At 68.0% G+C, this 25,261-nt stretch carries 23 protein-coding genes; 15 read left to right on the forward strand and 8 right to left on the reverse strand.

What is annotated here, in order from left to right; all coding sequences use genetic code 11:
• Positions 1–4: 4 nt before the first annotated feature.
• Both ACZ6O0_RS16100 and ACZ6O0_RS16105 read right to left on the reverse strand, forming a co-directional pair.
• On the reverse strand, positions 5–328 hold the full coding sequence (locus ACZ6O0_RS16100; RefSeq protein WP_465765687.1) for a hypothetical protein: 324 nt from the start codon (positions 326–328) through the stop codon (positions 5–7).
• Between the two features lie 154 nt (positions 329–482).
• Positions 483–758 (reverse strand): YggT family protein, encoded by a 276-nt coding sequence (locus ACZ6O0_RS16105; RefSeq protein ID WP_465765688.1) that lies wholly within the window; start codon positions 756–758, stop codon positions 483–485.
• Between the two features lie 186 nt (positions 759–944).
• Here ACZ6O0_RS16105 and ACZ6O0_RS16110 point away from each other — a divergent pair, with 186 nt between their 5' ends.
• The 9 genes from ACZ6O0_RS16110 to ACZ6O0_RS16150 all read left to right on the forward strand — a co-directional run bounded on the left by ACZ6O0_RS16110 (position 945) and on the right by ACZ6O0_RS16150 (position 11,694).
• A complete protein-coding gene (locus ACZ6O0_RS16110) occupies positions 945–4,544 on the forward strand; it encodes a BTAD domain-containing putative transcriptional regulator (RefSeq protein WP_465765689.1) in 3,600 nt (1,199 codons plus the stop codon).
• The gene (locus ACZ6O0_RS16115) at positions 4,541–5,911 is read left to right on the forward strand and encodes an FAD-binding oxidoreductase (protein WP_465765690.1); all 1,371 of its coding nucleotides are present in this window, start codon (positions 4,541–4,543) and stop codon (positions 5,909–5,911) included. The genes ACZ6O0_RS16110 and ACZ6O0_RS16115 overlap by 4 nt, the downstream gene beginning before the upstream one ends.
• Positions 5,912–6,007: 96 nt before the next feature.
• Positions 6,008–7,399 carry an FAD-binding oxidoreductase gene (locus ACZ6O0_RS16120; RefSeq protein ID WP_465765691.1) on the forward strand — a complete coding sequence of 464 codons (1,392 nt, stop codon included), beginning with the start codon at positions 6,008–6,010 and terminating at the stop codon, positions 7,397–7,399.
• Between the two features lie 76 nt (positions 7,400–7,475).
• Entirely contained in the window at positions 7,476–7,775 is a 300-nt protein-coding gene (locus ACZ6O0_RS16125) for a hypothetical protein (RefSeq protein WP_465765692.1), read from the forward strand.
• 11 nt (positions 7,776–7,786) lie between these two features.
• Positions 7,787–8,299, forward strand: coding sequence for a DinB family protein (locus tag ACZ6O0_RS16130; protein WP_465765693.1), 513 nt, complete (start codon positions 7,787–7,789; stop codon positions 8,297–8,299).
• A 46-nt stretch (positions 8,300–8,345) separates the two neighbouring features.
• The gene (locus ACZ6O0_RS16135; RefSeq protein ID WP_465765694.1) at positions 8,346–9,032 is read left to right on the forward strand and encodes a metal-dependent transcriptional regulator; all 687 of its coding nucleotides are present in this window, start codon (positions 8,346–8,348) and stop codon (positions 9,030–9,032) included.
• Positions 9,032–10,054, forward strand: coding sequence for a multicopper oxidase domain-containing protein (locus tag ACZ6O0_RS16140; protein ID WP_465765695.1), 1,023 nt, complete (start codon positions 9,032–9,034; stop codon positions 10,052–10,054). Before ACZ6O0_RS16135 ends, ACZ6O0_RS16140 begins: the two co-directional genes overlap by 1 nt.
• On the forward strand, positions 10,051–11,238 hold the full coding sequence (locus ACZ6O0_RS16145) for a ZIP family metal transporter (RefSeq protein WP_465765696.1): 1,188 nt from the start codon (positions 10,051–10,053) through the stop codon (positions 11,236–11,238). The genes ACZ6O0_RS16140 and ACZ6O0_RS16145 overlap by 4 nt, the downstream gene beginning before the upstream one ends.
• Before the next feature lie 312 nt (positions 11,239–11,550).
• Positions 11,551–11,694: a hypothetical protein gene (locus tag ACZ6O0_RS16150; RefSeq protein WP_465765697.1), complete on the forward strand. Its 144-nt coding sequence runs from the start codon at positions 11,551–11,553 to the stop codon at positions 11,692–11,694.
• 9 nt (positions 11,695–11,703) lie between these two features.
• Here ACZ6O0_RS16150 and ACZ6O0_RS16155 read toward each other — a convergent pair whose 3' ends face one another.
• Both ACZ6O0_RS16155 and ACZ6O0_RS16160 read right to left on the reverse strand, forming a co-directional pair.
• Entirely contained in the window at positions 11,704–12,201 is a 498-nt protein-coding gene (locus tag ACZ6O0_RS16155; protein ID WP_465765698.1) for a DUF2461 family protein, read from the reverse strand.
• A 168-nt stretch (positions 12,202–12,369) separates the two neighbouring features.
• Positions 12,370–14,895, reverse strand: a complete 2,526-nt coding sequence (locus ACZ6O0_RS16160) for a CehA/McbA family metallohydrolase (RefSeq protein WP_465765699.1) — start codon at positions 14,893–14,895, stop codon at positions 12,370–12,372.
• A 163-nt stretch (positions 14,896–15,058) separates the two neighbouring features.
• Between ACZ6O0_RS16160 and ACZ6O0_RS16165 the strand changes: the two genes are divergently transcribed.
• Entirely contained in the window at positions 15,059–15,505 is a 447-nt protein-coding gene (locus tag ACZ6O0_RS16165; RefSeq protein WP_465765700.1) for a hypothetical protein, read from the forward strand.
• Positions 15,506–15,735: 230 nt separating this feature from the next.
• Entirely contained in the window at positions 15,736–17,961 is a 2,226-nt protein-coding gene (locus tag ACZ6O0_RS16170) for a DUF4132 domain-containing protein (RefSeq protein WP_465765701.1), read from the forward strand.
• A gap of 34 nt (positions 17,962–17,995) precedes the next feature.
• Here the strand turns inward: ACZ6O0_RS16170 and ACZ6O0_RS16175 are convergent, their stop codons facing one another.
• Complete coding sequence (locus ACZ6O0_RS16175; protein ID WP_465765702.1) at positions 17,996–19,252, reverse strand: MFS transporter; 1,257 nt, start codon at positions 19,250–19,252, stop codon at positions 17,996–17,998.
• A gap of 55 nt (positions 19,253–19,307) precedes the next feature.
• Here ACZ6O0_RS16175 and ACZ6O0_RS16180 point away from each other — a divergent pair, with 55 nt between their 5' ends.
• Positions 19,308–20,267 (forward strand): ArsR/SmtB family transcription factor, encoded by a 960-nt coding sequence (locus ACZ6O0_RS16180; RefSeq protein ID WP_465765703.1) that lies wholly within the window; start codon positions 19,308–19,310, stop codon positions 20,265–20,267.
• Between the two features lie 254 nt (positions 20,268–20,521).
• Here the strand turns inward: ACZ6O0_RS16180 and ACZ6O0_RS16185 are convergent, their stop codons facing one another.
• From ACZ6O0_RS16185 to ACZ6O0_RS16195, 3 genes are all read right to left on the reverse strand, one after another.
• Complete coding sequence (locus ACZ6O0_RS16185; protein WP_465765704.1) at positions 20,522–21,103, reverse strand: dihydrofolate reductase family protein; 582 nt, start codon at positions 21,101–21,103, stop codon at positions 20,522–20,524.
• A 65-nt stretch (positions 21,104–21,168) separates the two neighbouring features.
• Entirely contained in the window at positions 21,169–22,008 is an 840-nt protein-coding gene (locus ACZ6O0_RS16190; RefSeq protein WP_465765705.1) for a helix-turn-helix domain-containing protein, read from the reverse strand.
• A 120-nt stretch (positions 22,009–22,128) separates the two neighbouring features.
• Positions 22,129–22,524: a Tn3 family transposase gene (locus tag ACZ6O0_RS16195; protein WP_465766416.1), complete on the reverse strand. Its 396-nt coding sequence runs from the start codon at positions 22,522–22,524 to the stop codon at positions 22,129–22,131.
• Positions 22,525–23,189: 665 nt separating this feature from the next.
• On the opposite strand from ACZ6O0_RS16195, the gene ACZ6O0_RS16200 reads away from it, so the two are divergent.
• From ACZ6O0_RS16200 to ACZ6O0_RS16210, 3 genes are all read left to right on the forward strand, one after another.
• On the forward strand, positions 23,190–24,101 hold the full coding sequence (locus ACZ6O0_RS16200) for a DUF6414 family protein (protein WP_465765706.1): 912 nt from the start codon (positions 23,190–23,192) through the stop codon (positions 24,099–24,101).
• 147 nt (positions 24,102–24,248) lie between these two features.
• Positions 24,249–24,449, forward strand: a complete 201-nt coding sequence (locus ACZ6O0_RS16205; protein ID WP_465765707.1) for a hypothetical protein — start codon at positions 24,249–24,251, stop codon at positions 24,447–24,449.
• 187 nt (positions 24,450–24,636) lie between these two features.
• Positions 24,637–25,260: a 3'-5' exonuclease gene (locus tag ACZ6O0_RS16210; RefSeq protein WP_465765708.1), complete on the forward strand. Its 624-nt coding sequence runs from the start codon at positions 24,637–24,639 to the stop codon at positions 25,258–25,260.
• Position 25,261 lies beyond the last annotated feature (1 nt).

The following is a 25,261-nucleotide window of genomic DNA, read 5'->3' on the forward strand; positions in this document are numbered from 1 at the left end:
CGATTCAGCCGGCCAGCCGGTTGCGACGGCGGTACAGCCAGATGACGCCACACGCGACGCCCGCTCCGCCGAGCGCGGACGCCCCGGCCTGAACAACCTCCAGCCCAGCATCGCCCGACGACGCCGCGGCAGTTCCCGTGGACTCCACCGGGCTGACCCCATGATGCGGGTCGGACTCCGGATAGTGCGCTGGATTCGGATCGCGCGGGACGACCATGGCCGGCTGCTCCTCCTTGACCGGATCCCTCGCCCACGCCTCGCTCGAGGCGAACGCGCCCGCGCCCAACGCGAGAACAAGGACAGCGACGGCCGAATGCCTGCTTTTCATGACTTCTCCCCCATCTGAGGCCGCTGTTGCGGGGTCTTCCCCCCTGCCTCAACGGTCGGTCCACCGACCGGGCAACCACATCGGGGGTTTCCCCTCACATCAGCAGCGCGACCCCCAGACTTCGCGGCGGTCGCGGGGACAGGAAATGCTGCCGCTACAGGCTGAAGGCGATCGAGCGCAGGATCAGTGCGGCGACGAACACCGCCGTGAAGGCCAGGTCGAGCGACAGCCCCCCGGCGCGCACCGGACGCAGCACCCGGCGTACCGGCTTGATCACCGGCTCCGTCCAGGCATGGGTCAACTCGCGGGCCCGGCTCGCCCACTGAGGTCCGTTCGCCAGCACACCCGACCAGTCCAGCACCATCCGTGCGAGCAACACCAAGATGAACGCCGACAGGGCATACCCGACCAGGGCTCCGATGAGGCTCATGATCAACTCCTCCGTGACGGCCGACACCGGCCGTCTGTGCCAGTATCAACGTTCCCGGTCACCGAGGAATGTCCCCGTCGCCGACTTCTTAGCCGACTATCAGGTCGCGAGCCGGAGTGCACCGCAACTCAGGCGGCGATGCCGAAATGAGGGTTCTTCGTTTACCGTGGCGGTGGGGGTGGTGGCGTGGGGGCGGGCCAGCTGCGGATCAGTCTGCTCGGCGAGTTCACGGCGTCGTACGACGGCGCCGTACTCGATCTGGGTGGGCGGCGGCAGCGCGCCGTACTCGCTGTGCTCGTGCTTGCACGCGGCGAGGTCGTCCCGGCCGAGCGGCTCGCCGACGCGGTCTGGGGTGAGCATGCGCCGGGCAACACCGCCGGCGCTCTGCAGTCCTATGTCTCGCACCTGCGCCGCAGCCTGCAGCCGGGATCACCGGCCCGCGCCCGGTCCGCGGTCGTCGTCCGCGAGGGTCCCGGGTATGCCGTCCGGCTCCCCTCCGACGCGGTCGACGCCTGGCGGTTCGAGACCCTGCTGAACGAGGCCACGACCTCCCCCGCGGAGACGGCGGCCGCGCTGCACGAGGCGCTCGCGCTGTGGCACGGTCCGGCGCTGGTCGAGTACGCCGACGAGCCGTGGGCCGCGGCCGAGATCGCGCGCCTGACCGAGCTGCGAGCCGTTGGGCGCGAACGCCTGCTCGCCGCTCGTCTCGATCTCGGTGAGGCGGCGCTCGTCGTGGGCGAGCTGGAGGGGATGGTCGCCGACGAGCCCTTGCGGGAGGAGCGGTGGCGGCTGCTTGTGCTCGGGTTGTACCGCGCCCATCGCCAGGCCGACGCGTTGGCCGCGCTGCGGCGGGCCCGCGAGACCCTGGCCGACGAACTCGGCGTCGACCCCGGTCCGGCTCTCCGCGAACTGGAGGCGCAGGTACTCGCGCAGTCGCCCGAACTGGTTCCTGCCAAGCAACCGCGGGAGGAGCCGGTGCGGGCAACGGCCCCGGACCAGAACGGCCTCGTCGACCGGGATCGCGAGCTCGCCGCGCTCCGGTCGATGCTGGACGGCCTCGCGGGTGGGCAGCCTGGTCTGCTGTTGTTCGAGGGTCCGGCCGGGATCGGGAAGACGCGGCTGCTGGCCGAGGCGCGCAAGCTGGCGGCCGAGCGATCCGTGCGGGTGCTGTCGGCGCGCGGGAGTGCCCTGGAGAGTGCGTTCGCGTTCGGCGTCGTACGCCAGCTGTTCGAGGCGGAAGTCGGCGACCCCGCGCGCCGTGATGAGCTGCTGCGTGGTGCGGCGGCCGGAGCCGGGGCCGTGTTCGACATCGCGGACGGCGGCCGGGCCGAGGGCTTCGCCGTACTGCACGGCTTGTACTGGCTGGCGGTCAACCTCACGACCGAGGGACCACTGGTGCTCGCCGTCGACGATGCACAGTGGTGCGACGGCGCCTCCCTCCGCTTCCTGGCCTATCTCGTACGACGGCTCGCCGCGGTGCCCGTACTGGTACTGGCGACCCTGCGCACCGGCGAGCAACACGATCACGAGGACCTCCTCGCAGAGCTGGCGCTCGAACCCGAGGCGCTCGTTGTACGGCCGGCGCCGCTGTCCACGGAAGCTACGGCGGAGCTGGTGGAGCGGCGGCTCGGCGTACGACCCGCACCTCTGTTCGTCACCGCCTGCGAGCGGACGACCGCCGGGAACCCGTTCCTGCTCTGTCAGCTGCTCCAGGCTCTGGCCGCCGACGGCGTCCGGCCGGATGCCTCGCATGCCGATCGGGTCGTGGCGGTCGGATCGCGAGCGGTCTCGAGCCGGGTGCTGCTGCAGCTGCGCAGGCTGCCACCCGACGTCGTGGTCGTCGCCAGGGCTGCTTCCGTCCTCGGCGACGGTGCCGCCCTGCCCGCGATCGCGGCACTGTCCGGAGTCACGGAGGCCCGGACCGCGGAAGCGCTGGCCGTACTGGCGCGTGCCGAGATCGTCAGGGACGAGCAGCCAGTGGCATTCGCCCACCCGCTCGTCCGGGACGCGGTGTACCAAGCGCAGCCGGCCGCCGAGCGGGAGCTTTGCCACGAGCGGGCCGCGTCGGTCCTCCGGTACGCGCGGACGAGTGACGAACTGGTTGCGGCACACCTGCTGCTGGCGCCGCCCCGGGGTGACGAGAACGTCGTGACACTCCTCCGTACGGCGGCGCGCGAGGCGGCGGAGCGAGGGGCGTCGGAGAGCGCGGTGACCTACCTGCGCAGGGCACTCGCCGAGTCGCCGATGGGCTCGGGACGAGGCGACGTCGTGCTCGAACTCGGAATGCGGGAAGCGCCGGTGGACGGCGCCGCAGCGGTTGAGCACCTGGTGCAGGCGTACCGGCTGCAGGACGACCCGCGGGTCCGCGGCGAGATCGCCATCGCGGCCGCCTCGACCCAGGTGTTCGCGAGTCCGCCCGGAGTCGCGACGACCTTCGCCCGCGAGGCTGCCGCGGCGCTCCCTGACGGACTGGCCGACCAGCGCCAGGCGCTCGTCGCCATCCAGCGCATCAGTGGGTTCATGCACAGCATCGGCGACGGCTGGCAGACACCCGCTCAGGAGCCCGAAGGGCAGGGACCGGGAGCGCGGATGCTGGCCGCCACGGTCGCGCTGGAAGCGGTTCTGGCCGGCAGGGACCGGGAACGCGCCATCGCGATGGCCAGATTCGCGCTCGACGGCGACCACCTGATCGCCGTTGACGACGGGCTGTTCTGGGTCAACGCCGCCGCGGTCCGGATCCTCTCCGACGACGACATCGGCGACTTCTGGAGCCGGGCTCGCACCGCCAGCCACGCGCGCGGGTCGCTGTTCGCGGCCCTGTCCACCAGCCTGTGGGAGGGCTTCTGGCAGTGGCGGCGCGGTGAGCTCCACGAAGCCCTGGCTTGCCTGAGGGCCGCCCTCGACCAGGATCGCCTCTGGGGAGGTACGCGGGTCGGCGAGCCCTTCGCCCGCGCCTTCCAGATCGGCTGCCATCTCGATCGTGGTGATGTCGACGCCGCACGCAGGGCGGCCGACGCCTTCGCCGATGGTGCCGCGTTCGGCGAGGGCGGTCGCGTGTATCAGCAGGCCGTGGCGCGCCTGCTCGTCGCCGAGGGCCAGTACGACGAGGCCCTTGTGGTGCTCGGCAATCCTCAGTCGGCCGACGGCGGGATCGCGATCGTCAATCCGGCCTGGAACCCGTGGCGGTCCATCAAAGCCGCCGCCTTGTACGGACTCGGACGTACGTCGGAGGCCGTCGACACAGCCGAAGAGGAGCTGGCTCTGCTCCGGATCTGGGGCGCACCGAGCTTCCTCGGCAGGACACTGTGCATGCTGGGCGAGTTCCGTGGTCGCGCCGGCCTCGACAACCTCGTCGAGGCAGTGGATCTGCTCTCGTCGACGACCGCAGCGGTCGACCTCGCCCGAGCACAATGTGCGCTCGGCAGCCACCCGGACGTGGCTGGCGAGGATGCGATCACGCTGCTGGAGGTGGCAAGCCGAACGGCGGAGCAGCGAGGCGCCCGCCAGGTTCGCGAGCGGGCCCTGGCTGAGCTCGAGCGGCGCGGTCGCCGGATCGAGCGCGGGACCGGCGAAGTGCCTCGGTTGTCGCGGACCGACCGGCAGATCCTCGACCTGAGCGCCGCCGGCCTGGACGTTCACGAAGTCGCGCAACGGCTGTTCGTCACACCGGGGACGGTTCGGGACGTGCTGGACGGGGCGGGCGTCGCGGCGGAGCCCAGCGGCTCAAGAATCTCTCAAGTCGGACAAGCGACCATGACGCACGACCAGAACGGGAGGCTCCAGTGACGGTGCAGCAGAGTCTCCGGGCCGCGAGCCTCCGAGGGCTCTGCGGCGGCGCCGTGCAGCTCCCCGGCGATCCGGCGTACGACATGGCGCGCGCGCCGTGGAACCTGGTGGTCTCCGACTATCCGGCGGCCGTCGCCTATCCCGCGTTCCCCGAGGAGGTCGCCGAGGTCGTCCGCGCCGCCGAGGCCGCCGGGCTGTCGGTCGCGCCGCAGGGCACCGGCCACGGCGCTCCGGCGCTGGGCGGCAGGCTGGCCGACGCCGTACTCCTGCGCACCTCCGCGATGACGGAGCTGAGCATCGACGCCGAGAACCGCATCGCCCGCGTCGGCGCCGGCGTGTTGTGGGGTGATGTGGCGGCGGCGGCCGGGAGGTACGGGCTGGCCGCGCTGCATCCCTCCTCCCCCGACGTCGGCGTGGTGGGGTACTCGCTCGGCGGCGGAATCGGGTGGTACGCCCGGCGACTCGGGCTGCAGTGCAACTCCGTCACGGCAGTCGAAGTCGTCCTTGCCGACGGCACCTTCGTACGGGCGACTGCCGGCAACGACGCTGATCTGTTCTGGGCCCTCCGGGGTGGCGGTACGCCGCTCGGCGTCGTCTGTGCGCTCGAGTTCGAGCTCCAGCCGATCCGGACCGTCGTCGCCGGGTTCCTCGCGTGGGACGGGACGGCTGCCGACCACGTGCTGCCCGGGTGGGTGGAGTGGTGCGCGGACGCCCCCGAGCACGTGACGTCGTCGTTCCGCTTGGTCGACGTACCCGACCGGGACTCGATGCCGGCCGAGGTCCGGGGCCGCCGGTTGGCGATCATCGACGGTGCCGTGCTGGGCGACGACGCATTCGCCGACGACGTACTGGCGCCCTTGCGCGCACTCGCTCCGGAACTCGACACGGTCGGCCGGGTTCCGGCCGCCGACCTGGTCAGGCTGCACCTCGAGCCTGAGGAGCCGACCCCGGCGTACGCGAGCAGCACATTGGTGTCGGAGCTTCCCGACGCGGCGATCGCCGCGGTCATCGAGACCGTGGGTCCGCGATCCGGCAGCAGCCTCACGGTGGCCGAGTTGCGCCAGCTCGGCGGCGCGCTGTCCCGGCCGGACCCGGACGGCGGCATCCTGTCGGCCCTCGACGGGGCCTTCCTGGCGCTGGGCGTCGGGCTGGGGTTCGAACCCGACGACTGGCCGCGGCAGCGCGCCGACGCGGAGCGGTTCCTGGCCGCGGTGGCCCCTTGGTCGACCGGAGGCACCTATCTTCCGATGCTCGACGACAGCAGCGACACGCGCAAAGCCTTCCCGCCGGACGTCCACGCCCGGCTGACCGCGATCCGTCGCACGGTCGATCCGGACGGGCTCTTCATGGCCCCACATCAGACTTGAGCCGGCGCCTCAAGCCGGTCACAAGTCGCCGTCAAGTGCTTCGCGACACCGTCGGTCTGTCATCACAGCAACGACAGACCGAACAGGAGAAGTTCGATGACGATCGCTCTCGACCGCGCCACCCAGCGGCAGCCCGACTCCTTCGAGGAGCTTCGCAGTCGCCTCACCGGCGAGGTCCACCTGCCCGACGACGAACAGTACGCCGCGCTGTCCACGCCGTGGCTGCTCGCCGTCCCGATGCGGCCGGCCGCGGTTGTCGCCGTACGCACTGCCGAGGACGTGGTCGCCACCGTGCGCTTCGCCCGCCAGCACGGCTACACCGTCGGCGTCCAGGCCACCGGCCACGGAGCCGACAGCTCGTACGCCGGACACCTGCTCGTGGTGACCAAGGGCCTCGACGAAGTCACCGTTCATCCTGAGGGCTGGGCTCGCGTCGGAGCCGGCGTCAAGTGGCTCCCGGTGATCCGAGCGGCCGCGCGGTACGGGCTGGCTCCGCTCAACGGGTCCACCAGCGACGTCGGCGTGGTCGGGTACACGACCGGTGGCGGCGTCGGGCCGATGGCCCGCACGTACGGTCTCGCTGCGGACAAGGTGCGCGCGTTCGAGGTCGTCACGGGAGACGGCGAGTTCCGTCGTGTCACGCCGACCGAGCATCCGGATCTGTTCTTCGCCCTCCGGGGCGGCAAGGGCGCCACCGCGATCGTGACCGCGGTGGAGTTCGACCTGGTGCACCTGCCGACGTTCTACGGCGGCGCCGTGTACTTCGACGGTGCAGACGCGGAGCGTGTCATCGACCATTGGCGTCATTGGTCGGTGTCGCTGCCCGAGCAGGCGACGACGTCGTTCGTGCTCTTCCAGCTCCCCGAGATGCCCGGTGTTCCGCCGGCCCTGGCGGGCCGGATGACCCTCGGGATCCGGTTCCTCTGGACCGGGGCCGCGGACGAGGGCCGCGAGCTGCTGGACCAGATCCGCTCCGTCGCTCCGGTGATCCTCGACGACGCCGACCTGAAGCCGTACCTGGCCGTCGACTCGGTGCACGCCGACCCGGTCGACCCGATGCCCGTCGTCGACCCGGCCATGCTGCTCACCGAGTTCACCGACGTGACCGCGAAGCGGCTGCTCGACGTGGCCGGCTACGACTCGGGGTCCCCGCAGATCATGGTCGAGGTCCGCCAGCTGGGCGGCGCCTATGCCCGGGAGGCCGAGCACCCGAACGCCTTCTCGCACCGTGCCGCCGGCTTCAGCGTCCTCGCCGTCGGCATCGCGGAAGACCCCCGCGTCCTACCGCACTGGGACCGCCTCTACGCGGCCCTGTCCGAATGGGACACCGGCGGTGTCTGGCCGAACTTCGGCCCGCCCCACGACGCCCGCACGGCCCGCCGAGCGTACGACGAGAAGACCCTTCGCCGCATCGCCGAGGTCAGCCGGAAGTACGACCCCGACGGAGTCCTCCAGATCGGCGAGTACGCCCGCACGATCACCACCTGACACCCCGCAAACCAAAGCCCGCGCGGCGGCCCCAACCACCACCGCGCGGGCTGCGGTTCGGGGTCATGATGGTTGTGTGACCACCAGCGACCGGACAGCACGGCCGTCGCCGGCGAAGTGCTGGTGTTGCGGCCGGGAGTACGACGAGCGCGAGCTCGTCCACTTGGGCGCTCACCCGGAGGTCGGCATCTGCCTGGAGTGCGCCGTCGACGTGAAGCAGCGCGCCCGCGAACGCGAGGACGAACTCCGCCCGACGGCGACCACGAATCTGAGAACCGGCGTACGCCGTACCCGCGCCTGGGTCATCGCCCACGACTGGCACAACAAGCCGCTCCTCGGACCCCTCCTCCGCCGGATCAACCGCCACCTCCCGTAAGCGGATGAGACATGGATCGGGACGCGGTTCACGAGGGCTGGGAGCGTGCTCGGCGCGAGTTCCGGCAACTCGTCGAGAACGCCGACGACAATGGTCTGCGTCGACGCTCGAACGGGACGCGCTGGAGCAACCGGCAACTGCTGTTCCACATGCTGCTCGGGTACCTGATCCTGCGGGCTCTGCTGCGCCTGGTGAAGCTGTTCGGTCGCCTGCCGAGCCCAGCCAGCCGGTGGTTCGCGCGGCTCCTGAACGCAGGGACCAAGCCGTTCGACGAGGTGAACTTCCTCGGCTCGTTCGCCGGCGGCAACACCCTGAGCCCGGCGCGCATGGTGATCATGTTCGACCACGTCATCGACAAGCTCCACCGGCGACTGGACGCGGAGACCGACGTGGACCTGGCGCGCGGAATGCACTACCCGACGCGCTGGGACCCCTTCTTCAAGGACTACATGACCCTCGCCGACGTGTACCGCTTCCCGACACAGCACTTCGACTTCCACCGCCGGCAGCTCACCCTGACCTGACGTTCGAGCTGTGTACGGCGGGATTAGACTGATCTAATCTCATGGTGTGATCCAGCAAACTCTCCGATGTTGCGAGATCGACCAGACCGAAGCCGTCGAGGACTACCTCCGGACCATCTTCAAGCTGGCCGGCCGCGACACCCCGGTGACCACGTCCGCGCTGGCCGAGCGACTGGGGGTCACGGCGCCGACGGTCTCGGCCATGCTCAAGCGGCTGGAAGCAGGCGGCCTGATCACCCGGTCCGCCGGCCGTCATGTGCGGCTCACCCCACACGGTGAACGGCACGCGACCGAGGTGACCCGCCGGCATCGGCTGGTGGAGACATTCCTGGTACAGGTCCTAGGACTGTCCTGGGACGAGGTGCACGCGGAGGCTGACGTACTCGAGCACAGTCTGAGCGAGCGGCTGGAGAGCCGGATCGACGCCGTACTCGGGCACCCCACCCACGACCCACACGGCGACCCCATCCCTTCCCGGGTGGGCGAGCACGTCGAGACCTGGGCCACCCCGCTGGCAGCAGCCGCCACCGGCAGCCGTTTCCGGGTGGATCGGGTCGCCGATGACGACAGCGACGCGCTGCGGTACCTCGCCGACCGGGGAATCGTGCCGGGAGCGGAGCTGGAAGTGCTGACCCAAGAACCGTTCGGCGGACCACTCTGGGTGCGGATCGGTCCCACCACGCACGCGCTCGGACCGGCGCTTGCCCAGACCGTCCATGGGGAGCGTGTCTGATGCCCGCGGCATCCCGGCGCCGGGTCCTCCTGGGCGGGGCGGGTGTCGCCCTCGGTGCCATTCCCGCGCGGCTGCTGACCGACGAAGCCGACCCCGCGCCGGCTCATCCGGAAGGTCACGTACACGGCGGCGGAGTCAGCGGGCCGGCTTTCCGGGGCGGCCCCGTCGACCACGTCGCCAACGGGTTCAACCCGAGCGAGATCCTCCGGGACTTCGACTACGGCAAGGTCTCGAAGCTCCCGGACGGTCGGACACTGCGCGAGTGGGAGATCTTCGCGAACGATCGCGAGATCGAGGTCGCGCCCGGGGTGCGGTTCCCGGCCTGGACGTTCAACGGGCGCGTGCCGGGTCCGACGCTGCGCTGCCAGGCCGGTGACCGGCTGCGGGTGCGGTTCGTCAACGGCTCCGCCCATCCGCACACCATGCACTTCCACGGCATCCATCCCGCCGAGATGGACGGCGTACCCGGCATCGGCAGAGGTGTGATCGAGCCGGGCGGCGACTTCGTCTACGAGTTCGACGCCGAGCCGTTCGGCCTGCACCTGTATCACTGCCATGTCGGGCCGTTGGCCGAGCACATCGCCCGCGGCATGTACGGCACCTTCGTCATCGACCCGCCCCAGCCACGCCCGCGGGCCGACGAGCTGGTGATGGTGATGCACGGCTACAACACCACGTTCGATGCCGAGGGCAACCAGCTGTACGCCGTCAACGGGATCCCGTTCCACTACATGCGGGAACCGGTCCGGGTGAAGCGCGGTGAGCTGGTCCGGATCTATCTGGTCAACATCTTGGAGTACGACCCGATCAACAGCTTCCACGTGCACGGGAACTTCTTCGACTACTACCCGACGGGCACGCGGCTCGAGCCCAGTGAGTACACCGACACCGTCGTACAGGCGCAAGGCCAGCGGGGCATCTGCGAACTGCGCTTCCCGTATCCGGGGAAGTACATGTTCCACGCCCACAAGAGCGAGTTCGCCGATCTCGGCTGGATGGGGTTCTTCGAGGTGACGGAGTGACCGGGCCGAGGCCGCGTACGCGCGCACCGGTCTGGGTGCTCGCCACCGTGGCGGTCGCAGCCGTCGTGGCCGGCCTGGGCGCGCTCCTGCTGCTCAGCGGCCGGAGCCTGCCCGAACGGACCGGGCCTCCGGTCGAGCAGGTGACCGTCGAACGGACCGTCCTGTCGCCCGGCACCATCGAACTCACCGTGCGCAACACCGGCCCGGATCCGGTGCAGGTCGCCCAGATCTTCGTCAACGACGTCTACGTCTCGTTCGTTGGTGCCACGCAGCCACTGGGCCGACTCGCGACCGACACCTTGACGATGGCTTTTCCCTGGCAAGACGGGCAGCCTTACCGGGTCTCGCTGCTGACCTCCACCGGCGCCGTCATCGAGCACGAGATCCCGGCCGCGGTCACGACTCCAACGAACGGACCCGACCTGCTGGCCTTGATGGCGCTGCTCGGGACGTACGTCGGCATCATCCCGGTCGTACTGGGCATGGCATTCCTGCCCCTGCTGCGCCGGACGGGCCGGGCCGCGGTCCGGGTGCTGCTGGCACTGACCGTCGGCCTCCTCGCCTTCCTCGCCGTCGACGCCACCCTCGAAGGACTCGAACTGGCCGGTGATTCGGGTGACGCCTTCGGCGGATCGCTGCTGGTCTTCCTCGGCGCCGCTCTCGCCTTCCTCGCACTCACCGCGGTCGACCGCTTCATGCACCGCCGGACTTCTGATCGAACCGACCAGGAACCGGACGGCAACCGGCTCGCGCTGATGATCGCGATCGGGATCGGACTGCACAACCTCGGCGAGGGCCTCGCGATCGGTTCGGCCTACGCCATCGGCGAACTCGCCCTGGGTGCCGCGCTCGTCGTCGGTTTCGCCCTGCACAACACCACCGAAGGCCTGGCGGTCGTCGCGCCCCTGACCCACCAACGCCCCGGCCTGATCCGTCTGATCGGACTCGGCCTCCTCGCCGGGGGCCCCGCGATCATCGGCGCGATGGCCGGCGCCACCGTCGCCAACGCCGCCCTCTCGGCCTTCCTCCTCGGCCTCGGCGTCGGCGCCATCATCCAGGTGATCATCCAGATCACCCCCGCCCTACGAACGCCGACCGGCCGAACCCTCACCCCCGCGACCATCAGCGGCCTCACAGCCGGCCTGGCGATCATGTACCTCACCGGCCTCTTCATCACCGCCTGACGACGGATCCTGTTGTTCCGGGTGCGCACTGTTGACGCGCTCAAGCTCGTCGGCCGGGCCTTGCGATCGAACGTATATGCGGTACCGACAGCTTGGAAGGCAACAGCGCTCGCGTTCGACCTGCTCGGACACAACTCAGGAAACGCCTCCGTCACCACCGCCTTCAAGGGTGCGTACGGCGCGTTCTGCGTCACCTCGACGACGACCGGATACTGAGCATCGGCCGCTTCAAGGTCCCGCACTTCGACGGCAAGGCAGAAGCGGACGAGTTTCTTCCGCGACCTCGGCGTACCGACGACCTTCCTGCGCACCGTGTTCTACTACGACAACTTCATCAACTTCGGCATGGAGCCCGAGCGCAACAACGCCGGTGTCCTCAGCTTCAACCTGCCGCTGGCCAGCGGGAAGCTCCCCTGCATCGCCGCCGAGGACATCGGCAAGAGTGCCCGGAGCTGAACCCACCTCTCACATCGGCCGTGACACATTCTTGACGAGCCACGACGCGAGCGGGCGCAACTGCGTGAAGGCAGCGAGCACCCGATCGGCCGCGGCGGGCGTGTGAATCCATTCGTCACAGCCGAGCGACCGGGCCGCGATGACCGACCTGTGCCGCAGCAGCTTCGCCCGCGGATGGCCGGCGGCATACCCTCGCAGCGGCCGCTTCAGCAGATCGCCCGACATCACGAACCCCTCCCGCTCCAGGTTCCGAACGACAGCGACCAGCCGCCGCCCGGAACCTGGATCCGCCACCGCGGCCCGGTACCGCTCGATCTGTGCCGACGGCGCGTACCACCACGCCACGCCAACCTCCAGGCCATCAAGATCGAAGCGGACTCCCAGCTCGATGTTCCGAGCCAACCGGACAATCGCGTGCTGCCGCTGCCACGCCTGCACCAGCACGTCGCCGTACCCCCAGACCGCGAAGTCCTCGTACTCCGGATCCGCGTCAGCCACCACATTCATCAACTCGATCATCGGCCGGCGAACCAGATCCTCCCGCTCCCGCCGACACCGCCGCCTGACCTCCGCCGAAGGATCTCCGTCAAGCTGCAACAACACGTCAAAAGCAGCCCTCGGCCACCCCTCGAAACCCCCGGTCACGCCAGGCAGCTTAGCGAGCACAACCGACTGTCAGACCAGCTTGGTCAGGAAGATCTGCTGCGTATGGTCCCGCTGGGTACGCGTCGCGCCACGGTCACTGGTGAAGACCACGGTGCCCCGATGCACAGCCGGCCACGTGTTGTTGCCACGGTGGCTCACCTGCGTGGCCGGGGACCAGCCGGTCGTGGCGTCGAGGGTGGCGGTGAAGATCTTCCAACGCCAGTCCGCCGAACGAGAGTCGTACCACACCGCGCGTACCGTGCCGTCGGGATCCACGCCCAGCCTGGCCCGCTGACTCATCGCGCTCGGGGCGAGGGCGACCTGCTCGAACGTGGTCCAGGTGGCGCCGCCGTCGGTGGAACGGCTGGCTCGGAGCGCGAGGTTGGTTCCGGAGCTCCGCAGTTCGCCGCTCTCCCAGATCGCGACGAAGTCGCCGTTGTCGTCCACGGTCAGGCCCGGGTGCCGGTCGGACCGATCGGTGGCCTTGCTGATCTGGACCGGGCTGCTCCAGCTGCCGCGCGGAGTCGTGCGAGCCGAAGCCAGAATCTGCCAGTTGTCCGGATCCGTGCCACCGCCGGCCGGCTGACCCGCCGGCGGAGTGTGGCCGGTCCACAGCGGGTCGGGGTCGTAGCGGTCGTCCTGCCAGCTGATCACTGCTTCGCCGCCGTCCGCGACGGCGATGACCGGGAACAGCGAGGCGGGATAGCGCGGAGAGCGCGCGTCCGTGGGCACGCCAGGGCTGGTTGCCTTGCCTACCGCGGAGACGTTCACGGCGGCTGCGTCGATACCGATGACCTGCGCGTAGACATCGAACGCGCCGTCACTGTTGTCGGACCAGGCCACCAGCGGGTGCTTGCTGTCGATCAGCGCCAGCGCAGGATGGATAGCACGACCGTCGCCCTTGCTGATCTTGTCCGCGGGCTTGAACGAGCTACCGCTGTTGGTGCTGTGCGCCAGCAGGATCGCCGGCTGGTGCGGCTGCTCGTGACCTTGTTCGTCCTCCCACACCACCCACACATCGTCGGCGGTCGCGGCCACGCGCGGGAACCGCGCGGTCCCCGAACTGGACAACGTGATGGACTTGGTGACTTTGCCCTTGTGGTTGATTCGGCGGTAGACCACCTTGCTGGCGTGGTCCTCGTGCACCTCGGCAACGACGTGTACGACGTCGCCTACGACAGCCACATCGGAGAAGCCGGTGAAGGTGCCCACATCGCCGGTGACCAGCATCGCCTTGTCGTCCGTGGTGTCGGCGGCCGGGAGCGCGATCGCCGGCTGGGGGCCGGCCGGAGCACCGACCGACACGAAGATCGGCGAGGTGGCGCCACGGAGCTGGTCCGGCAGGTTCGGGTCGGCGCCGCTACCGGAGGCGCTGCCGGGCGAACGCGCCTCGACCCGGTACCAGTTGTGCACCAGGCCGTGGAGCCGGAGCGGCAGCTCGAATGTCTCGTTGGCCTGCACCGGCCGGAACGTCGCGATCGGACCCGCCGAACGGCCAGGACTCGCGTAGACGAGAATGCTGGTGCCCTGGCCACCCTTGACCTTCACGCGCAGCGTTGCGTGCTCGGACAGCCTGCGGCCGGGTACGACGACCTCGTCGCCGCCGATCGCCTCGAACTCCCCGTCGCCGTCGACGTCCGCTTCGATCGTGAGGAACGGTCCCGCGATCTTCTGCGAGACCGTGGTCCGTCCGCCTCGGAACCCGTCGAGGATGCCCAGGACCGAACGCTCGGCCGCGAAGACGTGGGTGGTCGGCATGCCGGGTGAGTCGATGTCCCACAGCTCGCGGAAGTGGCAGTCGCTGGCCGCGGCCACACCGAAGCGGAAGCCGGCGTTCCAGCGGTTCTCGGCGTACTCGATCTCCACGTCCGGGTCACTGGCGACGTTGAGCACCTCGACCAGGTCCGCGCCCTGGACGCTGGCGTTGTCGTTCGGTCCCGCGGCCCGGGTGTACTCGCCGTCGTCAGGGTGGGCCTGCGACCACACCGCGCCTTGGGCATGCGCGTCCCAGACCGACTGCTGCACATGACGAAAAGCCGGCGAACCGGGCGGGTTGGCGCCGTCCACGATCACATCGACGTTGCCCAACACAACGGCGTGTGGCGAACCGTTGGCCTCCTCGCCCGGGAGCAGCAGCAATGCGGACGATTTCCACTGGGGGTCCCAGACCTGGTCGTACGTCCGGTGGTCGGTCAGCGGCATGAAGTCGAGGCCGGTCCGCTCGCCCTGCGCGATCTGGTCCCCGACAGGGAGGTTGCCGGGCAGGGTCTGCTTGGAGGTCTGCCGAGGCCCGCTCCCATCCGACGAGTGGTCGTCGTGGACGTGGGTATCACCCGCCAGCCACGTGCCCCTGGGAGCCTTCGCTCCGTCGGCCTTCCCGGCGGCCGGCATCGCATCGGTCGCCTCGAGGGCAGGCACGGCCGCCGCCTGGACAGCGCCTGCCCCGAGGCCGGCGACAGCGACCGAAGCACCAGCTGCGATCACGAACCGCCGACGGGTCAGGCTGGCGGACTCGGCGATGAAGTCCGAACCGTCGGACTCCCTTGGTGTCTCCATAGTGCGATCTGGACCTTTCATCAACCCGCTGCGGAACAAGTGGTTGATGAGGAAGCTAAGCGTCGCTGCGCGCCACAGAATGAACAGATCACCAATGACTCGCACTGATCAGTGGAAGAACACACCCCCCAGCCCGGGCCACCACCGCAAGGTCCAGGGACGAGTGAGCGCCGCGTCCAGCCCGCATGAGCGGTTGTCTGTCTATGCTGCGTCGGTGTCGATCACTGTGAGGATCATCGATGTGTCGGGCACTGGCCGGGTCGGTGCGACGACGATGCTGGAGGGGTTGTCCAGCAGGATCGCGCTCCGCGATCTCGTGCGGACACGAGTTCGGGAGGAGGTGGCGCGTTTCAATGCTGCGCCGGAGCCGGTGTTCACCGGTTTGGTGATGCCCGAGGGAGGAGTGGCGACCGAAGCGGGCTTCCGGTTGCCGCAGCAGCGGCGGCTCGATTGGGAGCAGCAGGCCGATCGAGCGATCGAGGCATTCGAGCGCAACGGGTTCTTCGTACTGGTCGACGACCGGCAGGTGACCGAACTCGACGAGGAACTCGAGTTGAGTGCTGACTCTGACATCCGTTTCGTCCGCCTAGTTCAGCTGGTCGGCGGCTGAGCGTGGCGCAGGCAAGCGATGGTGTGCCTGAGCGGGGCGATGCCGGGGCCGCCACGATGGTCGCGGTTGCGCTCCAGGCGCTCAACGGTCAGTCGTGGACGCCCGGGCGGGAATCTCGGGCGCTTCCGCAGGTTCAAGCGATCCTGCAGGGCTCGGATGCGCTTCGGCGGGAGTGCATTCTCAGCATCTTTGACCGAATAGACAGCTATCGCTGCGTCGAGTTGTTGTCGGTGATCGCGCGGAAGCGCGTTGAGCTGTCGGCCGAGCACATCGAGCAGTTGCTGATTCTGCCTCTCGCGCAGCTCGAGCAGCCGCAGTGGTGGTGGTACGGCGAGTGCCTCCGCCTGATGAGCCGCCACATCGAACACGCCTACCCCGCGCTGCCCGGCGCGGACAAGGACCGGCTGAAACCGCTGCTCGGGCGTGCGGCGGAGGGAATCCGAGACGCAGCCACCGCGACCAGGCTGCGCAAACTCGTCGGCCCCAGTGAGGGGATCCGCGTCGACTTGATCGACGAGGGCGATGACATCGGCCCTCGGCTACGCGCCGCGTTCGAGGCGGCCGACGAATCGATCGGCACGCGTGCGGCGGCGCTCGATCTCCTTGCGGCGTATCCCGCCGGCGGCCGGCCTTCGAAGAAGTGGCTCGCCGAGGCCGGCCACGTTCGCGGCCAGTTGTCCCGGCCCGCGGCTCTGGTCGGTGCGCTCCTCGATGCTGCCCTCGACGCGGCCGAGACCAGCACGGAGTACAGCCGCGGCGATCGGCCCTACACCGTCACGCGCTACGCCCGCCCAGGCAACGAGTCCTTCCTGTGTGGAGTTGTCGCGATCGCGGGACTGCTCGGGGATCCGGCGCTCCTGCCGCAACTGCGGCGCCTTGCCATCAAAAGTGTGACCGTGATCGGAGGCCAGTTCGGCAATCCACGAAGCCTCCGACTCGCCAACGGATCAGCGCAGGCGATGGCCGATATCGGCGCCCCGGCGTCGATCACCGAATTGCTCGCGCTCGAGCGTTCCGTTCGGCACGGGACGCTGCTGAAACAGATCCGTAAGGCCATCGACGCGCTGGCCGCCGCGCAGGGAATGACACGCGAGAAACTGCTGGAACGCGCCGTCGAAACACATGATCTCGACAAGGACGGCGAACGTCGCGTATTGCTGTCGCGGGGGTCCGCCTTGATCGTCGTGGACGCACGAACGGCATCACTTGTCTACCTCGATGAGAACCAGAAGCTGCGAAAGTCGGTTCCGGCGGATGTGAAGCAGACTGATGCCGAAACGCTTGCTGCGATCCGCGGCGACCTCAAGGCGATTCGCAAGACGATCGCCGGCGAGCGCCTGCGGCTCGATGGCCTGATGTCCCTCGACCGTCGCTGGCCGCTCGACGAGTGGCGCACCTGGTACCTGGACCATCCGATCACCGGCCGACTGACACGCACGCTGATCTGGGCGTTCACCACACCGCAGGGACACAGCGTCGTCGGAATCCCACGCGATGCCGCGACCGCGGTCACCAGCTCCGGCCGGCAGGTCGCGATCCCGCTCGATGCGGAGGTGCGGCTCTGGCACCCGATCCACGCGATCGCTGACGAGGTTCGCTCCTGGCGAGCCCATCTGCTCGAGCACCAGGTCGTTCAGCCACTCAAGCAAGCGTTCCGCGAGCTCTACGTGCTCACGCCCGCCGAGGAGCAGACCCGCGTGTACTCGAACCGCTTCGCCGGCCACATCTTCGGGCAGGTCCAGGCTCGCGCCTTGATGAAGGGGCGTGGGTGGACACCGGTCGCCGTCGCGTGGTGGGACGACGGCATCGACCACGGAGTCGCCCGGCGAACCTTCGACACCGCCGGGATCCGTGCCGAATTCTTCTTCGATCCGATCCTCGATCACCATCCGACCGCGAGCGATCTCTATCCATACTGCACCAGCGATCAGGTGCGATTCGTCGATATCCACAGCGACGACTCGATCGAACTCGCCGACGTTCCGCCACTCGTCCTCACCGAAGCGATGCGCGACGTCGACCTGTTCGTCGGGGTGACCTCGATCGGAGCCGATCCGCAGTGGCTCGACCGCGGTGCAGAGCGCCGCTTCGAGACGTACTGGCATACCTACGGCTTCGGCGAACTGTCCGCTGCCGGCGCGATCCGCCGCGACGTCCTCGAACAACTCGTACCGCGTCTTGCCATCGCCGACCGCTGTGAACTCGAGGACCGATACCTCAGGGTGCGGGGCGACCTCCGCACCTACCGCATCCATCTCGGAAGCGGCAACATCCTCATGTCACCGAACGACCAGTACCTCTGCATCGTCGCCGCCCGCAACCCCCAGGCCGGCAAGCTCTTCCTCCCCTTCGACGACGACCCCGTCCTCAGCCTGATCCTCAGCAAGGCCTTCCTCCTGGCAAACGACACCACCATCAAAGACCCCACGATCACCAGCCAGATCAACCGCCGCTGACACCGCGCTGTTCGCCGAGTTCACGCGCCGCGTATCACGCCACAGGAGTGCCGCCGACGGGTGTGGGGCGATGGTTCCTGCGCGAGGCTGCGTGGTTAGCGAGCACCGCGGTTGTGGTGCCGGTGGCCGCGAAGAGTACGCCGAGCGCGATCCAGCCTGGCGTGCCGTGGTCGATCGCGCTCGTGGTGACGACGGATGGGCTGAGCATCAGGGCGAGTGCGTAGCCGGTTTGACTGAGCCCTTGGTAGGCGCCCGCCCGAGCGGGGTCGGCGAGTTCGAAGGCCATGGTCCAGCCTCCGGCCTCCCCCTGTGTCTCGGCTGCCGAGGCGGCGAGCGCGGCGAGGAGCAGAACAGCGGTTGCCGCCGCGGCGCCGAGGTACCCCGCGATTGCGAAGAGCAGGCAGGCGACAAGCAGGAACAGACCCGCGCGTCGTACCGACCGCCCGGCGGTGCGCAGGTTGTCTGCACCGCGGGAGGCGCGGACTTGGAAGAGAGCCACATAAGTGGTGTTGACCAGCAGTAGCGCTGATACGACGACCGTCGGGGCATCGGTGTGGTCTGCGACCCACAGCGGTATCCCGACCGACGTCAGTCCGAACTGGATCGCGAGCACGGCGTTGAGGATCGTCGACGCGACGTACGTACGATCGCGCAACGGGGAGCGTCCACTCACGGATGTCGCGGCGCCGTCGGAAGCATGCATACGAGCCGTCAGCCCGGCGACCCTGCGACGCAGACCGATCAGTGGCAGTGTGCCGAGCATCGTGACCGCGCCGACGAGAACCACTGTCAGGCGGTACGCCGAGGTCGTGTCGACCATCAGGGCCAGTCCCGCGAGCAGACTGCCGCCGCCGATGAAGACGTTCATCACCACACGCAGCCTGGCGCGGACAGTGACCCGCTCCGGGCCGACGTACCACCGGGCAAGCAATGTCACCTGAGCGGTGCTCTGCAGACCGCGCGTGGCCGAGACGCAAGCCGCGATCAGGACGAAGCTGACAACGTTGCTGGCGAGGGCATACGCCAGCAGTGAGGCTCCGTTCGCGGCCAGCGTCCATTGCTGGAGCCGATCTGCACCGTATCGGTCGCTCAGCCGCCCACCGACGTACGACGCCAGCACGCCGACCCCTCCGGCAGCGGTCAGCCCGATCCCGACGATGGCTGGGGACAGCCCGACTCCGCGGGTGAAGTAGAGCGCGCTGACGGCGAAGAACATGCCACGAGACAGCGACAGCGCTGCCACGGCGGAGGCGAGCGCGCGTTCGATCGGATCGCGGAGGAGCTCAGGCACGCGACAGTTGTCGCATCCGGATGCCGACGGTACCAGCGATGTAGCGTATTGCTTCATGATCGAGTACGAGCTCGCGGGCAACGATCTCGGCGAGGTGCGGTTCGCGATCTCACCACTGCATGAGTTGGTCCTGTCCCTACGGACCCTGCGCGACCCAGGCCGGTTCCCACTGCAACTGCCCTGGCTGCGGGCCACCGAGCCGGCGCGTACCGAGCTCGATCTGGATCTGCTCCGCGCCCTGACGAACGAGTCGCTGTGGACGCCGGACTTCCTCACCCCACGGCCCTACAGTCCGCTCGGAAGGATCGAGGACGAGCTGTCGACTCTGACAGACACCCCAACCGGCGTCGTACGCGCGGACCTGGCCGAGATCCATCCGGCCACGCTGCCGCCGGTGCTTCAAGGTCGACCGGCCAGGGTGCTCCGCCGCGTACTCGCGGCATTGCGGGACTACTGGGAGGCCTGTTTCGAGCCGCACTGGGCCCGGATGCGGACAGTGCTCGAGGCCGACGTCGTCTACCGCGGCCGAGTCATGGCACACGCCGGTCTCGCGGCGATGTTCGCCGACGTCGACCCGCACGTCCGCCTCGACGGCACCGTCCTCCGGATACGTCTGCGCAGCGACCTCTCCTACCGAACCTCGACCGCCGGCCGCGGACTGACGCTGACTCCCTCGCTCTTCAGCCGACGCGGGTCGGTGCCGATCTCCCCCGACGAGCCGCCGCACCTCATCTACCCGGCACGCGGCCTCGGAACACTCTGGCAGACCGAAACAACCACGCCGCCAACGGCCCTCATTGGCCTGATCGGCCGAGTCCGAGCCCGGCTACTAGGCCTCCTCGAAACGCCGACGTCATCGACCGAACTCGCCGTACGCCTGGACGTCACACCAACCGCGGTCAACCAGCACCTCCGCGCACTGCGCGCGGCCGGCCTCCTGATCTCGGCCCGCCACGGCCGCTCAGTCCTCTACCGCCGCTCAGACCTCGGCGACCGCCTCATCCGTGGGATGTAACTGCAGCCGCCAGCAGGACCAGTCAACCCCGGGCAGCCAGGTCGTGGCGGTGATCGATCAGTAGTTTCAATACCTGCTCACCGACGACGGAAACCGGAAACCAGTGATCTTGAGTTGAACTTGCCGCAGGTGAGGTGCTGGGGCGGATCGGCGTCGGCTGCCCGACCAGGGACAGCACTGCGCAAAACGCAGCTGGAGGCCCGATCTTGTGTCACCGTTCGCAGTGGACTTCTTCGCGTACCCGCTCAGATCGGTCAACGGCGCACTTGATAGCGCAGGTGAAGCACCCGGTTGCCCTGAATCACCACGTCAGGATCCTCCAACAGGTGCTGCGCCTCGACCGACCCGAAGTAGCGCTTGCCGGACCCGAACACGACGGGTACGACATCCATGCGCACCTCGTCGACCAGACCCGCGGCAAGCACCTGGCCACCGACGTCGCCGGCGGCAACCTCGACTATGCGGTCACCGGCAAGCTCCTGCGCCTTGGCCACGGCTGCCTCGACGCCGTCGACGAAGTGAAACGGCGCCTCGGGGTCCCAGCCCTCGGGCTTCGGCCGGTGCGTCACGACGACCACGTGGTCGATCCCGGCCGGAGGCTTCCCGTCCCAGCCGTCCGTCATGTCGAAGACGTGGCGGCCGGCGACTGTCACCCCGATCTGGTCCCAGTACGCCCGGGTGTAGTCGTAGGACACCTGCGACACCTTCAGCACGCCGCTCTCGTCCAACGGGACATCACCGCTGGTCAACCAGTCGAACAGCGGTCCGGGCTGGTCATTCTCGTCCGCGATGAAGCCGTCCGCCGACACCGAGCTGTACATGACCACCTTGCCCACGGGGCTCTCCTTTGCTTGGGGTGCCCCCAAATTAGCGTGTCGTGAGCTGTCGCTCTTGTAAGAAATCAATCGGCCGGCAGCGGCCAGCCGTCCAGCGCGTGGCCCGGATGTTCGCGCAGGAACCGCCGCCGGACTTCGACGTACCGGGTCGGCGTGAGCCCGGTGAACGCCCGGAACTCGTGGCCGAAGTGGGCCTGGTCGAAGTAGCCTGCGCCGGCGGCGAGGTCACCCCAGTCGATCGGTTCGGCGGGGTTGATCGCCAACACGATGGCGGCGAAGCGCCAGGTACGGGCCAGCCGCTTCGGCGTGACACCGACGAGCTCCTTGAACCGCTGTGCCAGATGAGTGGTACTGACACCGGCTGCCACGCTCAGCTCGCCGATCGCCACCGCCCCGCTGGTCGCCGCGATGACACTGCTTGTATGGCGAACCAGCCCCAACCCGGCGGTCTCGCACAGTCGTCGCATCAGCTCCTCCTCGAGCAGCGTCAGCATCTCGTGCGGTCCGTCCGCCGTGGCCAGCCGGTCCCGCAGCTCCGCAACCGCAGGCCGGCCCCAAACCTCCTCTATCGTCACCGGCCGGTCACACAACTCGGCCGCGGGCATCGGCAGGAACGGCGCCAGCCCCCACGGCTTGACGTGCACGCCGACGGACCGGGTCCGGCGCGGGTAGCCGAACTCGAACGCGCGGGTGGGCATGGTGACCACGCAGCCGTCGGCGTACTCGGCCGTCTCGACGTCGGTGCCGGCGCGGATGCGGAACGGCGCCCCGAGGTTGACGACAAGCAGCGCCCCGGGCATCGGCGGCAGCGTCAGCCGGTCGTACGGCGGCGCACCCTCCAGGTAGTAAAGGTCGTCGATCAGCCCGTCCAGCGGCGGTCGCGGCACTCTGGACACGTACTCCATACCCACAGCATCGCCGATACCAACCGACATCGCGCGCCGGGACAGTCCACCCACGCCGCCGCCAGCATCGAGCCCGCACCGCTCCCCCGACGAGCACCCGGCCGCGGCCATTCGCGTGGGTTACACGTGCTGCATGAGCGATGGAGGATTCTCAGCCCTCCAGTCGAACACGTCCGGCGGGATGTGGAGTTCGTCGGTTGCGTAGGCGCCGAACCGGACGATGTGGAAGGTCAGGTAGGGGGAGAGCTGCGCCAGATCCTCAGCGGTCACCTGCCACCCCCCGGCAGCCAACTGCCGGATGACCTCCATCATGTCGATCGTGCTGTGGAACACGATCACGTTGCACAGCACCGAGTTCGATTTGACCGACTCTCCTCCTCGGCCGGGTCGCTCTCGGCGATCACGCCATGGTTGCCGAACCGGAGTCCAGGCGGAGAACCTGTTGTAGGCCCCGGCCTTGTTGGTGGCCGCGGTCACCCGTCCCCGCAGCCCCGAGTCGGCAAGGAACCACAGCAGCCGCCACGGTCCAAATCACGCGCCCAACCTCCCCGAACGCCTTGCAGGGCGGGTTTCTGCGCGAGTCCGACGACAATCGGCGCATCAGCGCCACCGAAGCCACTTTGCATTGTGAAGAGCCGGTTTGGAACGCCGTATGGCGCATCGTCGTTGGCCCGAGCTCGCGTGGTCTTGGTGATCCGGTTGGTTTGCCCAGCGCAGACTCGGCCTGACGACCTCCGCCCAAGGACGCTGCTGCGCAGTCCGTTTAGCACTTTCGGGCTCCCTTGTCAGGGGTTCCCAAGGCTGCCCGCGGGGAGGACAGTGGAGCATGGGTTGCCTAGCCGACCCGGGGAGGTGCGCGATGAGTGCACCGCGGGATGTCTTTCAACTGGGCAAGGTTCGCGGATCTGGTGGTCTGACGTTGGATCCGACGGTCTATTGCGAGTCGCCGGCAAGGTTCGAGACCTTGAACCGAGAGTAGTGATTGGATCGACCGTCAGTTACGGGCTGACTTATGGCGGGCCACACGGGCGTACATGGCTCGGGAATTGACGGACCGCTAATTAAGGATCCAACCAACTTGGCAGTTGCCATGCGTCGGATCGATTGCGCGGGGCACTCGAGACTCGGGTCTCCACCCGCAAACGATTCAGGTTGGCACAGAGGAGGGAGCGAGCGAGCCCATGAAGCCTTCGGATTCGCCAATCCGGCAATTCCTTTATCTAGACATTCCTTTGGTTACCGATTCTCTGTCGCAGATGGAAGGTGGCTCGTACGATTCGGAGATCAGAACGACAGAGGAAAATCGATCGCGACGGGTTAAAGGTGAGGCCGGTGTTGGGTTTCAGTTCTTTTCCATGAAGGGCGGTGGCGAGAGGGAGAAAGGCAAACGTGAAGAAATTCAGCGTATAGTAGAGCGAACAGACGCCGTACGGTTTGGCCAGCTCTACAGCCTCTTGACGGATCAGTCTAAAATTCGTGAACTTTCCACCGCTGACGCTGAAATCTGGGAACGGCTTGAACCGGGTGAGTTTATAGACATCAGAGCTACAGCCACTCTGTCGACTGTTGCAAAGACTGTCGAAATACTCATTGTCAGGCGCAAATGGTTGGCGGACATCTTGACAAGACTAAGATATGATGCCCGACCGATCTCGTCTACCCAGTCCTTGTCGCATCGGCATGAGTTGGCAACTGTCGAGCCGTCCGGACAAGTCACTACAAGACGTCGATCAGTATCAACTCTCATGCAACGGGTTCTGTCGTTGCTAGATGGAACTGAAGCTCTTCCGAAGCTGGAAGTAATTGCACCTTTGATTGGGTCGCCGGACTACAAGTTTGTTGCTCACCTAGACAGGGACCATCTACTGGTCACCAGCCCTGTCCAACTGGCCGGTGAGGTGCGGGTCCTCGGCAGGCTAGAACAGAAATTGACAAGCCAGTATAGAACTGGTGGATTGTCGCCAGAAGTGATTGAGTGGTTGGAGGGACTCATCGAGAAAAGCACGCTCTCTCAAAGTTGGGTCGAGACAGCCAAGCACCTTAGTGTTGAGCCTCCAGTCGCTGTCGTCCAGCCCGTCGCCATTTATCGGTGACATTGTTACTTTAGACACGCAACGGGAATAGCAGCGTTCTGAGGTTATGGCAAGGCTGTACTCTGATCCGTCCCTCCAGTAGGCCGTTCTGACCGAGGAATGACGGCCGACTGCTATTGCGGGGCGCAGCTCCCGGCTGCGGACTGAGTGGAGCCAGATGTCGTCGGTCTGACGCGCCAGGTCGTCGAGCAGATGAGCGGCCTCTTCGCTGTTGATGGCGATTACTTGCCGGATCATGGTCTGCGCGAAGTCGCCGATCGGATCGTGGCCGCTGACGATGACGCCCAGTGGTGTCGGCTTCCGCGGCGGCAGCGTCTTGATGGTCTCTTCCTGCCGTGCGCCTTGTGATGTGGCTGAAGGTCCGCCAGGTGCTGTGCGCTAACGCCAACTAGGCGCTCACGACGCGCCCCTGCTCGGATGCAACCGCGGAACCGCCGGCGGCGGCAGACTTGGAGTTGCTCGACACGCCCTCGGCGCAGGACGCCGTACACGTCGACCGGCGCGGCCGCACGAACATCGGAGGGAGACGACGAGCATGGAGCAACCTACGGAGTCGTGGACGGCGTTCGACTACGTCGTCGTCGATGTCGAGGGCAACGGACAGCGGCTCCCGGACCTGGTCGAGATGTCGATTGTCCCGATCAAGGACGGCTCGATCGGCCCTGCGAAGAACTGGCTGGTTCGTCCGCCTAGGCCGATCACTCCGATGGCGCGACGCTTCCACAAGATCACCGACGACCAGCTCGCAGACGCATCGGCTGCTGTCGACATCGAAGGTGAACTGCGCCACGCGCTGAGCGACAAGGTACTTGTCGCCCATAACGCCAGCGTCGATCTCGGCGTGCTCGGCCGCGAGCTGCCAGGCTTCCAACCCGACCACGTCCTGGACACCCTCAAGCTCGCTCGGCGACTGCTCCCCGGCCGGGTCTCCTACAAACTCGGAGCCCTTGTCGACGCGTTCGGCCTAGCCAGAGGCCTGCCAGCCGACTTGATGCCGCACCGCGCGACCTACGACGCTCTCGTCTGCGCCAGGCTCCTCTCCCATTTCGCGTCGCCTCCCGGCCGCGAGCTGCTCACGCTCGCCGAACTGCTGGATGCCACAGGGGGCAAGGCCACGCCAGACAACGCGGCGGATGAGCCAGCCGCGACCCTCTTCTGAA

This window comes from Kribbella sp. NPDC048837 (assembly GCF_055586945.1).

Excerpts from the sequence above, each read along its gene's own strand:
- ACZ6O0_RS16100 (WP_465765687.1), bottom strand. The coding sequence starts at position 328 with ATGAAAAGCAGGCATTCGGCCGTCGCTGTCCTTGTTCTCGCGTTGGGC.
- ACZ6O0_RS16105 (WP_465765688.1), bottom strand. The coding sequence starts at position 758 with ATGAGCCTCATCGGAGCCCTGGTCGGGTATGCCCTGTCGGCGTTCATC.
- ACZ6O0_RS16120 (WP_465765691.1), top strand. The coding sequence starts at position 6,008 with ATGACGATCGCTCTCGACCGCGCCACCCAGCGGCAGCCCGACTCCTTC.
- ACZ6O0_RS16130 (WP_465765693.1), top strand. The coding sequence starts at position 7,787 with ATGGATCGGGACGCGGTTCACGAGGGCTGGGAGCGTGCTCGGCGCGAG.
- ACZ6O0_RS16140 (WP_465765695.1), top strand. The coding sequence starts at position 9,032 with ATGCCCGCGGCATCCCGGCGCCGGGTCCTCCTGGGCGGGGCGGGTGTC.
- ACZ6O0_RS16155 (WP_465765698.1), bottom strand. The coding sequence starts at position 12,201 with ATGAATGTGGTGGCTGACGCGGATCCGGAGTACGAGGACTTCGCGGTC.
- ACZ6O0_RS16160 (WP_465765699.1), bottom strand. The coding sequence starts at position 14,895 with ATGGAGACACCAAGGGAGTCCGACGGTTCGGACTTCATCGCCGAGTCC.
- ACZ6O0_RS16180 (WP_465765703.1), top strand. The coding sequence starts at position 19,308 with ATGATCGAGTACGAGCTCGCGGGCAACGATCTCGGCGAGGTGCGGTTC.
- ACZ6O0_RS16190 (WP_465765705.1), bottom strand. The coding sequence starts at position 22,008 with ATGGAGTACGTGTCCAGAGTGCCGCGACCGCCGCTGGACGGGCTGATC.
- ACZ6O0_RS16200 (WP_465765706.1), top strand. The coding sequence starts at position 23,190 with ATGAAGCCTTCGGATTCGCCAATCCGGCAATTCCTTTATCTAGACATT.
- ACZ6O0_RS16210 (WP_465765708.1), top strand. The coding sequence starts at position 24,637 with ATGGAGCAACCTACGGAGTCGTGGACGGCGTTCGACTACGTCGTCGTC.